This window comes from Mycobacterium sp. (genome assembly GCF_004298145.1).
In the GTDB taxonomy this organism is placed as follows: domain Bacteria; phylum Actinomycetota; class Actinomycetes; order Mycobacteriales; family Mycobacteriaceae; genus Mycobacterium.
The window spans coordinates 1-14,530 of record NZ_SCRH01000066.1; the positions used below are offsets into that span (position 1 = coordinate 1).

The window sequence follows — 14,530 nt, forward strand, 5'->3', positions numbered from 1 at the left end:
CCTCAACACCGCGGTAGGTGACGTTCCCGGCACGATACAGCTCACCCGTACGCTCCAACTGCACGCTCACCGTGTACCGACCGATCCCCAAATACACCGCCGGCAAATGCGCGTAATACAACGTAACCAGCCCACCCATCACGAGGGAGATCACCGAGAAGATCGCCAGCGTGATGGTCGTTCGCCGAGTTAATCGCATGTCACGGCCCCTGATTGAACTGATAGGGCGCAACGAGCGGGTTGCGCGCGGTGTACGGGCTGGGGGTCACCCCGAGGGTGCGGCCCCACTGCATCTCGAGCTCGGTCAGGTTGCCCTCCCATCGAGAGCCGGAGAAGAGATCCGCATCCAGCCTGCCCAGCGTGAAATCGAAAACGCCGGTGAGGTTCCCGTAGTCGCCCCGGATCCATTTGGCCACCGGCGGTTTCGAGAACAGGGGGACGGTGAGGTAGTCCAGGCCGCGGGTCAGCCCGAGTCCGGAGTTGGCCAGCGACTGCAACACCGGGCCCAAGTCGCCGACTTCCTTGATCAGGTTTTCCTTGGTCTGTTCGAGCACCTCCGCACCGGGATTGCCGGCTTTGCCGAAGTGATCGAGAGCTTCGCCAAGTTTGTCCCGTTCGTCATTCAGGACGGCTAAGGCATCGGGGATGGTTTTCAGCGCCTTGTCGAGAGCCGGCTTGTGCTCGGCGAATTGACCGACCAGATTGTTGAAGCTGTCCAATGCGTGGACAATGTCGCCTTTTTGGTCGTCGAGGTACGCGGTGAACTTATCCAGCTGCTGGATCAGGCTTCGCAGGTCTTGTTCGCGACCACTGAACGCGGTACTCAACGCCTGGGTGATGTCCTGGAGCTGGCCCAGACCGCCACCGTTGAGCACCAGTGACAGCGCGCCCAACGTCTGCTCGGTGGTCGGGTAGGCACTGGCCGACGCCAGGGGGATCACTGACCCGTTGTGCAACTTGCCCTGTGGCGCAACACCGGGGGGCAGGCCAAGTTCGATGTGCAAGGTCCCCAGCAGGCTGGTCTGACCGATCGTAGCGGTCGAATTACCCGGCAAATTGGCTTTGGAATCGATCGTCATGGTGACCAACGCGTGCCAGCCCTGGCGTTCCACCTTGGCCACGTTGCCGATGACCACATTGTTCAGCTCGACCCGCGAATTCTCTTTGAGGTTCTGCACATCCGGCATCTGTGCCTCGACGGTGTAGGCCCCCTCGCCGACACCCGCCCTGCCGGGTAGCGGGAGCGAGTTGGCGCCCCGGAAGCCCCGAAGCGCGCCACAACCCGAAGCCGTCGTCACGGCCAGCGCGATCAGAAGGGCGACGCCGCAGTGGCGCCAGTTGCTGCGTCGGCTCAATGCCCACCTCCTACGTCGCCCATGTTCGCCACGGCGTCCGGCAACATCATCGAGCGCAGGCCGCTGGCCGGATCCTCCGGCAGCGGATTCGCCGGTTTTGCCGGCACATACGGCGCGTTGGTATTGATCATTCCGTTGCCGAAGAAGTTGAAGATCTCGTTTGCCGGGGGCAGCGGTCCCGCCGGAGGCGGCACCGTCCGGAAGGCCTCGGTGGGCGGCGGGCCCGACGGCGGAATGTAGTCCGGCCGCAAGAAGTCCTCGCTATAGGTGACCTCGTTGGGACGCGCCGATTGCCCGACGAACGGGTTGAATCCGTAGGGCAGGAAATTGACCTGGCGATTCTTGAGGATCGGCGCCATGTATTGCACACACAGTTTGGCGGATTGCTCGGCGTTCAGCCGAGACGCCGCCTGTACCGCCGAACACAGGAACTGCAGGGGATTCGCAAAGTTCTGCAGGGCCAGGGCACCGGTGAACGCGACCTGCGAGGGCTGATAGATGTTCAGCACGTTCTGGAACACGTTGGGGCCGATGTGCAGCGCCTGCTTGACGTCGTCGAGGCTCTCCACCAGCGCGTCCGTGAGCTCCTTCGCCCTGTCCGAGGTGACGCCCAGGGTCTCGCGATTGTCGTTGAGGAAGTCGATGATCGGATCCAGGTCCTTGTTGAGCACCGCGGTGTATTCGGCGAGGTCATTGTTCGCCAGCGCACCCGAGACCGCGGATAGGTTCTGGTTCAGTTGGCGTAGCAGATCACCGCTGTCGTGCAGCGCCGATACCAGAGCCGCGAGGTTTTTGAAGGATCCGTACAGGTCACCGCTGTGGTCGGCGAGCGCTGAAACGGCCTGCGACAGTTTGACTATGGCGTCGCGGATATCCGTGCCCTGGCCACGCAGGTTACTGGCCGCGGTGTTGATGAACTCCCCCAGCGTGCTGATCCCACCCGGCTGGGTTGGCTGCAGAATGTCGGTGAGCTTTTCCAGCTGTGCCCGAAGGTCGTCCCACTCCACCGGGACACCGGTGCGCGACAGCGGCAGCACCGTGCCACTTTTCATCACCGGCCCCCCGGTGTAGGCGGGAGTGAGCTGGAGGGCCCGGACCGTCACCAGTGACGGGGACAGCACCACCGCTTTGGCGTCGGCGGGCACCTTGTACTTGGCGTCGTACCAGAACGAAATCTTGACACGCTCGGGCTGCGGTTCGATTTTCTCGATCTTGCCGACCGCAACGCCGAGGATCACCACGTCGTCACCGACGAAGATGCCCTTGGCGTTGTCGAAGTATCCGACGACGTTGGTGTGACTGCTCGGCGACCACACCAGGGTGATCACGCCACCCACGAGGGCAACCGCCAGCGCCACGGCTATGCCCAGCTTTGCCTTTGCGGAGTTCACTGTTGACCCCCTCCGCCGGGTTGCGCGGGACCCGGCTTCGGGCCGAAGGACTCTCTCGGCGATAGCACGGGCCCCTGGCCCGGTGGTATCTGCCCGGGCGCCGGTTCCTGGACCGGTCCGACGGCCGCGTTGCCCGGTCCCGGCCCGAGCGCCGGCGGCCCCGGTGGCGGGCCGCCCGGTGGCGGGGCCGGGGGTTCTTGCCGCAGCGGATAGCAGCCGGGGGCTCCCGCCCTGCCCGGCGCACTGCACGGAACGTCGCCGGGATTCCCGGTGATGGCGTCGGGAATGGTCAGGCGCGGACCGCCGCCCTGGCCGGTCCGCGGGTAGGGCGGCGGCAGCGGCGGTGTGGCCGGTTGGCCGGTCTGCGGGTCAGTGAGCTGCGAGGGCAACAGGGTGGCGGGATCCAGGCCGAGGTCGGAGAAGGCCGCGTCCATGAACGGCTGGACGAACTGACCCGGCAGCAGGTTGACCAGGTAGGCCTTGAAGAACGGTCCCGAGGCGACCGCCTCACCCAGCGCAAGCGCGAAGCTGTTGAGACCTTTGAGCGCCTCCTGGATGCGTCCCTTGCGATTGTTGAGAAGCCCCAGCACCCCGTTGAGTTGCTCCAGCGCCGGCTTCAGCGTCGCATGGTTGTCGTCGACAATTTCCTGCAACACATAGACAATCCTGGTGTTATCGATGAACACTCTGTTCAGGTAGCGCTCCTCGGCTTTCAGCCGGGCCAGCAGCGAGTTGGTGTCGCCGACGAGGTTGACGATCTGATCGCTACGCTGCCCGAGCACCTTGGTCACCTTGCTGGCATTGCTGAGCAGGTTCCGCAACTCCTTATCACGCTCGTCCAAGGTCTGCGAGAACCTGGCCACGCCCTCCGCCGCCGCCTTGACCTGCGGTGAGGTGCCACTGAATTCGTTGGCCACCACGGAAAGCGCCTTCGAAAGCTGGTCGGTGTTCAGCTTGGCGACGGTCGTGGAAAGGTCACCCAGCACATCGGGTAGCTGATAGGCCGATGTCGTCCGCTCGAGCGGAATCGGACCCGCGAGCGGACCGTCCCCCCGCGGGGTGAGCTCGACGAGCTTGCTACCCAGCAGGGTCTTCAATTTGACCGCGGCCTCGGTGCGGTCGCCGAGTCGCACGTCGCCGGGGATGCGGAACTTGACCAACACCTTGGATCCGTCCAGGCCGACTGACGACACCCGCCCGATGCGGGCACCCGAGACCTCTACGACGCTGTTGGTCTCCAGTCCGCCGGCCTCCGCGAAGTACGCCGAATATTCCTTATCGCCGGTCAGGAAGGTCATCTTGTCGTAATTCAAGGAAATCAGGATGGCGGCGGTGACCACGATGATGCCGATCGCACCGATCTTGTACGGGTTGCGCTCGGAGAATTGCTTCATGTTCCCGAGGCGGTTCGAAAGGCCGTTGAAGTAGCGTCTCATTTTGGCGTGCACCTCCCCGACCGCTGGCTGGCCAGTGTGATGTAGGTCGGTTGCCCGTTCTTACCGTTCACCTTCAGGATCAGGTCACACAGATAGAAGGTGAAGAAGTCGCCATACAGGCCCTCGCGACCGATGATCCGGTAGTCGTCCGGCAGCGTGTTGATGAGGTTGTCGACAAAGTCCTTGTCGGCCATGATCGTCTGGCCGACACGTCCCCCCTCATCCACCACCTTTTTCAGCGGAGTGCGCGCCTGGCGCAGCACTTCGTCACCCACCTTGAAGAGCCGTGCGGCGCCCTTGATACCGTTCGCAACCTGGTCCTTTCGGGCGTTCAGCGTCTTCATGAGGTCCGATAGCGAATCCACCGCCTTGGCGACCTGGTTATCCTGGTCGCCGGCCGATGCGAGCACGGTGTTCAGATTGGTGATGAGCTGTCCGAACATACGATCGCGATCGGCCAGGCTGTTGGTCACCGCGGCGGACTGGGTCAGCACCGATCCGATGGTCGCGCCCTGACCCTGCAGCGCCTGTATCAACTGGCCACTGAGCGCGTTGACCTGATCGGGATCGAGCGAGCGGAAGAGCGGTCGCAAGCCCCCGATCAGCGCGTCCAAGTCCAGGGCCGGCTGGGTGCGGCTCATCGGGATGGTTCCCCCGGGCTCGAGCTTCTTGACCGCCCCTGCGCCTTCCTCCAAAGCGAGAAATCTGCCGCCGAAGAGGTCGTCGTAGCGGACGACCGCCCTGCTGCCCTCGGTGAGCACCACCGACTTATCGGCAGAGAACTCGACGCGCACCGTGGAATCGGGCTGCACGGCGACGTTCTTGACTTTGCCGACTTCGACCCCCGCGATGCGTACGAAGTTGTTTTCCCGCAGCCCGGACACGTTGGCGAACACCGCGTTGTACTTGTCCGAGGCCTCGAAGCGAAACTGGCCGAACACGGCGAGCAGCATGGCAATGCCCAACGAACACACGGTGGCATAGATGGCGAACCGCACCAGGATGCCTCGGAACTTGTCGTGCAATGTTCGCCTTTCTCGGACGCTGGGTCGGGGTGCTTTAGCGGGGCTTGGCGGGCGTTCCCGGATAGGCCGGGACGAACGGCTCGGAACCGGGCGGTGGCTTGCCCATGCCGGGGTCTTTCGGTCGACCGGCCGGCGGTGCCGGTGGCAGACCGGGATACAGCGGCGTCCCGTCCGGCGCGTACCGCTGCGCACCGTAGGGCGGCGCTCCCGGGTACGGCACCGGGCCTGGCGCCGGCCCCCCTTGGTCCTTCAACGTCGGTGGCAGCGGGGTCCCGCGGGTACCCGGCGCGTAATTGGCATAACCGGGATAGCCGATACCGGGGTTGGGCCGCACGTCCATGCCGGGACCGAATCCGGAGTTGGTGATCAGGTACCGCTGCGGGAAGTTCTTCTCGACGTCGGGCAACGAGCCGCAACTGGGCGTACCGCCGGGCCCACCCTTGATATCGACGACGGGCAGGTTGTCGGGATATTTATATGTGTCGTCCCCGAAGAGCACGCCGGCATCGGCGATGAATGACCGTCCGTTGTAGGTGAAGGCCTCGGCGTAGCCCCGGTCCATGATGAGCTTGGCGCCGAGGAACGTACAGGTGAGTTCGGGGTTGTACTTCATCAGCAACCGAGTCGTCGGCTCGAGCTCGTTGAGCAGATGGATCAGGTCGCCCTCGTTAGGCACCAATAATTTGTTACCGCTCTTGCCCAGCCCAATCAGGGTCATCAACGCGAAGTCGAGGTCCTTGCGCCCCTTGGTGAGGACGGCGGCGTCGTCGGCGCCGGCGTCCAGCACGTTCACCAGGTTCTGCGCCGCACCCGCGTAGGCCTCGCTGAATCCCCCGAACGCGCGCCAATCCGCCCGGAGCAACTCGCTACGGGGATTGACAGCCAACAGCACCTGGTTGAAGTCGGTGATGGCCTGGCCGATGACCTCGCCCTTACCGCGGAACGCTTCGCCCAGCGCGGAGAGCACCGCGTTGATCTTGGCGGGATCGATCTGGTTGAGCACACCGACCAGGTCCTTGAGGACAGTGTTCGATTCGATGCTCACCTTGTTCGTCGTCAACACCGCGCCCGCGGCGAGCCGCTTGCGGCTGGGATCGCTGGGGGGTCGCAGATCGACGTATTTGGCCCCGAAGACGGTGGGCGAACTGATCTGGGCTTCGACGTTGGCCGGAATGTATCTGAGCTGGCCGGGATTCAGCTCGAGCCCCAGAGTCGCACCGTTTTTCGGATCGATCGACGAGACGCGCCCGACTTCCACGCCGCGGTACTTCACGACCGCGTTGACGTCCATCACCAGACCGGCCCGATCCGACACCAGGGTCACGTCGGCGTAGTCGGTGAAGTCTCGTTTGAACGCCGTCACACACAGTGGCACCGCCGCAACGAGCAAGACAACGAGGATCAGCGCGTACCACCCCGGATGCGGGGATCGTTTGTTTTTCATGGTGGCTATCCCGACAGGTGGAAGTCGCCCGACTGTCCGTAGAGGACCAGCGACAGCACGAAGGTAAGGGTGATGGACACGCCGATGGACGCCCGCACCGCGCGCCCGACCGCCTCACCGACACCCGCCGGCCCACCCGAGGCGGTGTAGCCGTAATAGGTGTGGATCAGCATGACGATGACCGCCTGCACGGTGCATTCGAGCCCCGAGACCAGGACGTCCCTGGGCAGCAGGAAGGTGTTGAAATAGTGGTCGAAACCGCCGGCCCCCTGGTGATAGGCGAGCAGAACAATGCTTCGAGTCGTAAAGACCGATCCGACAAAGGTGATGCAGTACAACGGAGGAACCACCAGCAGACCGCCCAGCACCCGAGTCGTCACCAGGTAAGGGATGGAACGGATTCCGATGACCTCCAGCGCATCGATCTCCTCGCTGATGCGCATCGCACCGAGCTGCGCGGTCGCACCGGCGCCGATGGTGGCGGCCAGGCCGTTGGCGATGATGAGCGGCAACTGCAGGCGCACGTTGGCATACGCGGAGAAAAATCCCGCGATCGCACCGATGCCGAGACTGCTGGCCTGGATGTAGCCGAAGATGCCGACGATGGCCGCCGCACTGCCCGTCAGGACGGCCAGGATCACCACTTCGCCGCCGATGAGGGCGAGGGCACCGACGCCCAAGCTCATCTCGGCGACGACGCGCACCGTCTCCGCTTTGTATTTGACGATGGTGGTGCGGATGGCGAGCAGAGCCTTGACGTAGAACTCCATTTGCTCGCCAAGGCGAGTCCAGCCGGCGGACCAAGCTTGCGCGGTGCGAGTCAGCCGCGGATAGACGGCGCCAACCACTGTTTTCACATCGCCGGTCATGTCACCAACGTCTGGGTCGCGGTGAGCACGCTGATGATGATGTTCGCGATCAAGAGAGCCATGAACGTGAACACCACGGTCTCGTTGACCGCGTTACCCACTCCCTGCGGGCCACCGCCCGCAGAGATGCCCTTGTAACAGGCGATCAGTCCGGCGAGCACTCCGAAAACCGAGGCTTTGAGGAAACTCACCACGACGACGGTGAAGTTGGTGAGCAGCGTCAGGCTCGACGCGAAGGCACCGGGATTGCCGTTGAGGGCGAAAACAGCGAACGCGTAGTCCGCACTCAGTCCGGAGATGACAACCACAGCGTTGATCAGGTTGCCCATGATGAGGAGCGCGACTACCCGGGGCACCACCAACCGGTGAACCGGATCGATGCCCAAGACCCTCATGGCGTCGAGTTCTTCCCGAATGGTGCGCGAGCCCAGGTCGGCGCACATCGCCGTGGCGGCCGCACCGCTCAGGACAAACACCGTGGTCACCGGGCCGATCTGTGAGACTGTGGCCAGCCCCGAGGCCGCACCCATCGTGTCGCCGGCACCCAGCGCGACGGCCGCGACACCGAACAAGAAGACGACCATGCCGTTGAAGGCGATCGACTGCGCGATGGCCGGGAAGGTCGCGACCCGGGCTATAAACCAGCACTGCTCGATGACCTCGCGCCAAAAGTACGGCGGCCGGAACGCCTGGACAAAGGTGTCCAGCGACATCGCGATAAAGCCGCCTACTTCGCGGAGCGGTTTATCCAGCGGCTTCTTGGCGAGCCCGATCAGTGGGGCAGTCGAGACCACTAACGGCCTCCGTTATTTCGCCGGGTGCGGGCCGGACCGGCTTGCGCAAGCCCGCGGAGGCTGGATGGAAGCAGCACGCATCGCGGCTCACCTACGGTGCGCGCCGACCAGAGGGCTGTCAACCGTGAATGGGCTCCTGCCACTAGATCCCTCTCCCCCATCCGTATCCATCTCGTTCATTCCTCGTGTCCAGCCTTGCGCTGATGTGTTCCGGACCACACTTTGGGACCTGAGGTGTGCGGGACCACATTATGCAGCGGCCAGTCTGAAGTCAAGGGTTTTCTATCCTTGCCGTCTCAAAACTTATTCTCGGGGCCTCAGCAGCCCCTGTAATTCAACCGACTTCCGCTGACCCGCTTAGTCTTTCAGAATTATTCCGGTGATCTGCATCCACCCGATCCGGGGATTCGTCCAATTTGGCAGGATAGCACATTTTTATCAAGATTAAATACTGAATCGACCAAAGTTGCGGGCCGCCGGGGCAGCCCCATGGACCCGCTCCACGTCGTCGCACCGGCACCGACAGACGACGAAAATGGCTTTCCCCGACCGGGTTTAGCGTCACTATACCTTTTTGACGCCTCCGTAAAATGCACAGCGATGCGGCCGCCCCGGCTCGTAGTTTAGTGTCGCTATACTACCGGCTCCCCTGTCCGAGAAGCGATCTCACCGCACGCCCCGCACTCGCACCCAACCGTCGGCGGCGCCTCCGAATAGTGAGATTGCTAGTCTCGCTAATCAATGCCCCGTCCATCGGGCAACGGAGAGAAGGCACTCGGGAGATCCGGTACGTTGCCTCGCGCGGGCGGCAGAGCCCGACCGTGGGGCGTCAGGTAGCCGAGATCGGGCGTTCACGACTGGGTGGGCCTACCCGCGAGACGAGGCCGGGCCGGCTTTCGCCGTGGTGCGCGGATCGAGCCGTCACGCGCTTACCTCGGCCGCCAAGCGGGCACATCAGATCCTCTACGCTGGCACCGTGCCGCCGCTTACCACCCGATTCGCCGCCGCCGTCGCGGCCTGCGCTACCGTGGCGCTCCTTTCGTCCTGTAGCCACTCGCCATCTGGAAACCACGCCAGTCCCCTGCACAGCGATGACAAGCCCGTCATCACGGGTGAGCCGGCAGCATACAACGCGACGGACGTCAGCTTCGCGAACAACATGATCACCCTCGAGGAGCAGGGAATCACCATCTCGCGGCAGGTTCCCGATCACTCCACCGACTCCGGCATCACCACCTTCGCCGCCAGGACCGTAACGGCCCTGCAGGTGGATATGCAGGTTTTGAAGGCGCTCAGGGCGCAGTGGAAAGAGGGCCAAGACAATCAACCGGCAGCCGGCGGCCCCGGTCTCACGGCTAGCGGCACGATCGATAACAACACCTTGGCCAGACTTGATTCGTTGCAAGGCCCCGGATTCGACACCCTGTGGCTGAACTCGATGATCGGTCTCAACCAGGGCGCGATTCAGCTGGCCAACGCAGAGGTCGCCAGCGGAAAGAATGTGGACGCCGTGAACCTCGCCACGCAGATCGCCAAGGCGCGGCAGTCGGAGATCACCCAGATGCAGGACATACTTTCCAGCTAAGCGCTTGGTACACAAGACTTCTCGCAGGGCTTCGCGCCGATCCTGATCTTTTGAGCCGCTCGGAGCGCGGCGTTAAGAACCGATGCCGGCGGCATCTGATTCCGCAAAATCCCTTCCCGCATGCCTACCGTACATGTACGCTCGTGAGCCATGCCCGCCCACACCGCGAATATTCATAAGCCGCAGTGGCCCTCCCGAAGGTGAGCCTCGAGGCGCTGGTGGAGGCGGCAGCCGACATAGCCGACACCGACGGCATCGACGCCGTGACCATGCGCCGGCTTGCCGAGAGCTGCGGCGTTGGCGTGATGACGATCTATGGCTACATCCGCACGAAGGAAGACCTCTTGGCGGTGCTGGCCGACCGCTACCTGTCCGAGATCGATCTGCCCGATCCCACATTGCGCTGGCAGAAGCAACTGGCGGCGCTGTATTGCTCGGTGCGCGAGGTGATGCTCAAGCACCCGACGCTGGTTCCCATCATCGCCAATCAGCGGCTCGACCGCAGATCCGCCTATCGCGGCGCCGAGGTGGTGTGCGCCGCGTTGCGCGCACATGGCTTGCCCGATCGTGAGGTGATCACGTCTTTCGCGACACTCACGTCCTTTACGGTCGGATCCGTGCAGCGTGAACTGGCGGCCCTGGGCTCCCCCGCACGAACCGGTTTGGCGTCGCTGCCCGCCGCGGAATTCCCCAACGTGGTCTCGCTGTTCGGCCCGTTGGTGTCCAGCGATCCCGAACAGAGCTTCACTGATGGCCTACAGCTTGTGATCGATGCGATCGCCACTCGGATGCCTCGGCGGGCCAAACCGAGGCAACACAGCCCCTGACATCACCCATCGGTGGAAATGTCGACGAGAGCGAGGTTCTCATGCGAACACAGATTTTAATCAAATATATATTCAATAAAGGCACGGGTCGGTGACGGCCTCGCGGCCGAGCGCCGATACCCTGCGCTCTCCTGCGGCACGGATCGTGGATTCGATCGATGACATCGGGGCCGATTGGCTGACCGATGCCCTGCGCCAAGCGGACTGCCTCCCCCAGGGTCGCGTGGCGTCGTTCGGAAGCGAACTCATGAGCGTCGGCCAGCTCGGACTGGTCGCCCGGTTCGCTCTCACCTATGAGGGTGCCGGATCGGATGTCCCGCCCACCGTGATGGTCAAGTTGCCATCGAGGGATTCCGGTAGCCGTGCAATAGGTGTGGTACTCGGCGTCTACGAGAGCGAGGTCCGCTTCTATCAAAAGATCGCTCCGACCGTCGGGGTCCGGGTTCCGCGGCCGCACTGGTCGGACATCGAGCCGTCGACGGGCCGCTTCACTCTTCTCCTCGAAGACCTGAGCGAGGTCGGCGAACCCGGTGACATGATTGCGGGCGGTACGCCCGACCAGGCTGCCCGGGCGTTGGACGCCCTTGTGGAACTACAGGCGCCGCGCTGGTCGGATCCGACTCTGCGCGAAGAGGATTGGCTGGCCCACCCAAGCCGCAACCAGACCATGTTCGCCGGCGTGGAGCCGGCCCTGCCGCTGTTTCTCGAGCGCTTCGGCGATCACCTTGATTCCGGAGATCGGAAATTAGTGGAGCAGGTAGTGCCCCACGCGAACGCCTGGGCGGAGCGCATGACCGCTGGACCGACCGTGGTCCTGCACGGCGATTACCGCATGGACAACATCCTTTTCCCCGACGACCCCGCCGCGCCGGCGGCGGTCTTCGACTGGCAGGCGACCCGCCTGGGCCCCCCACTTGTCGACGCCAGCGTGTATCTCGGCGGATGTCTGTCACTGGAAGACCGACGTCGCCACGAGCGAAAACTGTTGAGCCGATACCACGATGGTCTGATGTCGCGCGGAGTCACCGGCTTCTCGTTCGACGATCTGTGGGAAAGCTACCGCTGGTGTGTCTTCTACGGGCTGATGCTCAGCGTGCCATTTTCTGTGCAATTGGAAAGAACCGAGCGGGGGGATGCGCTGTTTGCGGGCATGGTGCGCTCCTATGCCCAACAGGCCCGTGATCTCGAATCAATGGAGCTGCTGAAATGAGTAAACCCGTCACCACCGCCCTTGCGTTTTCCTGTGACCGCCACACGCCACCAACGAATTTCGCCGCCGCGGCCACCGCGGCAGCGCAGAGCGGTGTCGTTGACGAGCTGTTGATCTGGGACCAGATGACCAACTTCTGGCCGCGGCAGCTCTGGAGCCCGGAACACAGCCCGATGGCAGCGCTCATCCCCGACCTGGACTCGTACTCCGACGCGTTCGCGATGAGCGGCTACCTGGCCGCGGCGGTGCCGGAAATCGGGCTGACGATCAGTACCGACGCGATCCGTCGAGGGCCCGCGGAACTCACTCAGACCATGATGACGCTCGCCAATATGACCGGGGGCAGGGCGCGGGTGATGATCGGCGCCGGGGAAGCCAAACAAGTTACGCCGTACGGCTGGAAACGGTCCGAGGGACTCGCGCGCCTGGAAGATCAACTGAAGTCCTTCAACGCATTGTGGGACAGTACCGAGCCGGTCGACCTGAAGGGCAATCACTGGACCCTCAAACAGGCCTGGCTGGGCACATCGCGCACTCATCGCCCGAGCGTCTGGGCATTGGGCGGCGGCCCGAAGCTGTTGGACCTGGCGACAACTTACGCCGACGGTATTTCGGCCATCGTGCCGTGCGTGGCACCGACGCCGGAATCCTGGGCGCAAACGGTTAGCACGCTGAAGGACGACCTGGAACGGAAGGGGCGCGATCCCGAGCAGTTCGAATTCGGGATCTGGTTCATGGCGCTGGTGCACGAAGACACCGAACTGCTGGAGCGAGCCCTCGATAATCCGGTGATGCGTTGGATGGCGGGCGTTTTCGGGCGCCTGGACCAAAGCGCCTGGGACGCGGAGGGCATCGAACCTCCCCTGCCGCGCGACTGGCACTATGCGGTGAAGCTGCTGCCGGTCACCTGGACCGATTCCGAGATCGAGGGCCTGCTCAGCCGGACCACGCATGAGATGGCCCAAAAGTCGTTCGTCTACGGCACACCGGAATCCGTTGCCGCGCAGGTTCAACAGTACGTCGATGCCGGTGCCACCTGGGTCAGTGTCTGCGACATCTTGCCCTTGCTCCTGGAGCCGGAGGATGCGCAGGCCGGTATCGCACGCAACATCGATATCTGTGCCCGCCTGAAGAAGGGCCAGCAGCATGTCGGATAACGCGACCGTCGTCGACGATCTGAGCGCATTCCTGATCTCCGGCAGGGTGGTTTCCCAGCGCCCCGTCGATGCGCGTGACGAGACCGGCGCGCGCACACCGGCAGAGGGCATCGAAGACGGTGTACGCGCCGATGGACTCGGCTTTCATCGTGTCTTCGTCTCGGAGCGGTGGAATCTCAAAGAGGTGGCGGTGATACTGGCGGCGGTCGCTGCGCGGGCACCCCGCGTCGAGTTGGCCACCGGACTGGTTTCACCGGCACGCCGAAATGTGCTGCACATGGCGGCATTCGGCGCGACCATGCACGCGTGCTTCGGCCCCAGGTTCGTGTTGGGCCTCGGCCGCGGTGACCACAGCTATCTGCGCAGTGAGGGCCTGCGAACGCAGGGGTTCGACGGGTTGTGCGATTACGTGGACATCGTCCGCCGGCTCTGGGCGGGCGAGACGGTGACATATGACGGTCCGGCCGGACATTACGACGGCATCAAACTCGGCGATGTGTATGCAGGCGACCAGCCAAAGGTTTGGTATGGCACGTTCGCCCTACCCAGGGCCGCCGCCGCGATCGCCCGCTCCTTCGACGGCGTCCTGCTGCCCCCTGTCCTCACCCCAGCCGCGACCGCGGCGGCGGTGGCGCGAATCCGGGAGGCGTGTGAGCGAATCGACCGTGATCCGGCGACCGTGCGGATCTGCCAGTGTGTGATAACCGCACCCGGTCTCTCCGAGAGCGAGACTCGCGCACTCGCCCACGCCCGGGCCGTTACGTACCTACAGGCGCCCGAATACGGTGACGCGCTCGTCCGGGCCAACGACTGGGATGCCGCGGCGGTCGAAAAGCTGCGTGCGCACAGCCAGTTTCGGAGCGATGAGGAGATGGCCGATCTCACCTACCACCGGGTCCAGTTGATGGAGCCGGCGCGGATGGTGCCCGATGCCTGGATGGAGGAGTCCTGCGCTCTGGGCTCGGTCGACCAGTGCGTCAAGCAGTTGGAGCGCTTCCGGGATGCCGGGGCGGACGAGATCGCCACCTATGGCAGCACGCCCGGCCAGAATGCGGGGCTGATCGAGGCATGGCGGGCGCGCCTGGTGTCTACCCGGTAGGTGCCGCCGGTGCGGTTATCTCCCCCGGGTCGAACTGGGGGACGCCCTGCCCGGTCAACGTGGCGTTCGGGTCACCCCTCCAGTTGAACCCGTCGTTGAGCGGGATATAGGGCTCGTCGCTTTCGCACTGTTTGACCGTCGCGGCTCGCTTACCCGGCCGTGTCTCACACGGATAGTTCCGGGCACCACGCACGGCATTGAAATTCGAATCCTGTGGAATCCGGCAATACACCAACCCCGGCGGGCGCGGCGGAGTGTCCTCGAAGACCGCCGAGCGCTGCTGCTGAACCGGGAAGAACCCGGTGGTGCACGGCGGCGGCCAGTTCAGGTTCAGGTTG

General features: G+C 63.9%; 12 protein-coding genes and 2 pseudogenes. 5 read left to right on the forward strand and 9 right to left on the reverse strand.

Annotated elements, in window-relative coordinates; genetic code table 11:
* From EPN51_RS26515 to EPN51_RS26550, 8 genes and pseudogenes are all read right to left on the reverse strand, one after another.
* Nucleotides 1-199, reverse strand: a pseudogene (locus EPN51_RS26515) (MCE family protein); the annotation flags it as partial.
* 1 nt (nucleotide 200) lies between these two features.
* Nucleotides 201-1,313, reverse strand: coding sequence for an MCE family protein (locus EPN51_RS26520; RefSeq protein ID WP_293048862.1), 1,113 nt, complete (start codon nucleotides 1,311-1,313; stop codon nucleotides 201-203).
* Nucleotides 1,314-1,351: 38 nt separating this feature from the next.
* A complete protein-coding gene (locus EPN51_RS26525; RefSeq protein ID WP_293048844.1) occupies nucleotides 1,352-2,746 on the reverse strand; it encodes an MCE family protein in 1,395 nt (464 codons plus the stop codon).
* Nucleotides 2,743-4,140: an MCE family protein gene (locus EPN51_RS26530; protein ID WP_293048863.1), complete on the reverse strand. Its 1,398-nt coding sequence runs from the start codon at nucleotides 4,138-4,140 to the stop codon at nucleotides 2,743-2,745. Before EPN51_RS26530 ends, EPN51_RS26525 begins: the two co-directional genes overlap by 4 nt.
* A 38-nt stretch (nucleotides 4,141-4,178) precedes the next feature.
* A complete protein-coding gene (locus EPN51_RS26535) occupies nucleotides 4,179-5,207 on the reverse strand; it encodes an MCE family protein (protein ID WP_293048846.1) in 1,029 nt (342 codons plus the stop codon).
* Nucleotides 5,208-5,241: 34 nt separating this feature from the next.
* Nucleotides 5,242-6,651: an MCE family protein gene (locus tag EPN51_RS26540; protein WP_293048848.1), complete on the reverse strand. Its 1,410-nt coding sequence runs from the start codon at nucleotides 6,649-6,651 to the stop codon at nucleotides 5,242-5,244.
* A gap of 5 nt (nucleotides 6,652-6,656) precedes the next feature.
* Nucleotides 6,657-7,520 carry an ABC transporter permease gene (locus EPN51_RS26545; RefSeq protein WP_293048850.1) on the reverse strand — a complete coding sequence of 288 codons (864 nt, stop codon included), beginning with the start codon at nucleotides 7,518-7,520 and terminating at the stop codon, nucleotides 6,657-6,659.
* Nucleotides 7,517-8,314, reverse strand: coding sequence for an ABC transporter permease (locus tag EPN51_RS26550; RefSeq protein WP_366509474.1), 798 nt, complete (start codon nucleotides 8,312-8,314; stop codon nucleotides 7,517-7,519). Before EPN51_RS26550 ends, EPN51_RS26545 begins: the two co-directional genes overlap by 4 nt.
* Before the next feature lie 901 nt (nucleotides 8,315-9,215).
* Between EPN51_RS26550 and EPN51_RS26555 the strand changes: the two genes are divergently transcribed.
* The 5 genes from EPN51_RS26555 (at nucleotide 9,216) to EPN51_RS26575 (ending at nucleotide 14,192) form a co-directional block, all read left to right on the forward strand.
* A complete protein-coding gene (locus EPN51_RS26555) occupies nucleotides 9,216-9,899 on the forward strand; it encodes a DUF305 domain-containing protein (protein WP_293048852.1) in 684 nt (227 codons plus the stop codon).
* Between the two features lie 185 nt (nucleotides 9,900-10,084).
* Nucleotides 10,085-10,726, forward strand: a complete 642-nt coding sequence (locus tag EPN51_RS26560) for a TetR/AcrR family transcriptional regulator (RefSeq protein ID WP_293048854.1) — start codon at nucleotides 10,085-10,087, stop codon at nucleotides 10,724-10,726.
* Nucleotides 10,727-10,817: 91 nt separating this feature from the next.
* Nucleotides 10,818-11,936 carry a phosphotransferase gene (locus tag EPN51_RS26565; protein WP_293048856.1) on the forward strand — a complete coding sequence of 373 codons (1,119 nt, stop codon included), beginning with the start codon at nucleotides 10,818-10,820 and terminating at the stop codon, nucleotides 11,934-11,936.
* Complete coding sequence (locus EPN51_RS26570) at nucleotides 11,933-13,093, forward strand: LLM class flavin-dependent oxidoreductase (protein WP_293048858.1); 1,161 nt, start codon at nucleotides 11,933-11,935, stop codon at nucleotides 13,091-13,093. Before EPN51_RS26565 ends, EPN51_RS26570 begins: the two co-directional genes overlap by 4 nt.
* Nucleotides 13,083-14,192 carry a TIGR03857 family LLM class F420-dependent oxidoreductase gene (locus EPN51_RS26575; protein ID WP_293048860.1) on the forward strand — a complete coding sequence of 370 codons (1,110 nt, stop codon included), beginning with the start codon at nucleotides 13,083-13,085 and terminating at the stop codon, nucleotides 14,190-14,192. Before EPN51_RS26570 ends, EPN51_RS26575 begins: the two co-directional genes overlap by 11 nt.
* Here the strand turns inward: EPN51_RS26575 and EPN51_RS26580 are convergent.
* A pseudogene (locus EPN51_RS26580) lies at nucleotides 14,182-14,530 on the reverse strand (MCE family protein); the annotation flags it as partial. The gene EPN51_RS26575 and the pseudogene EPN51_RS26580 overlap by 11 nt on opposite strands.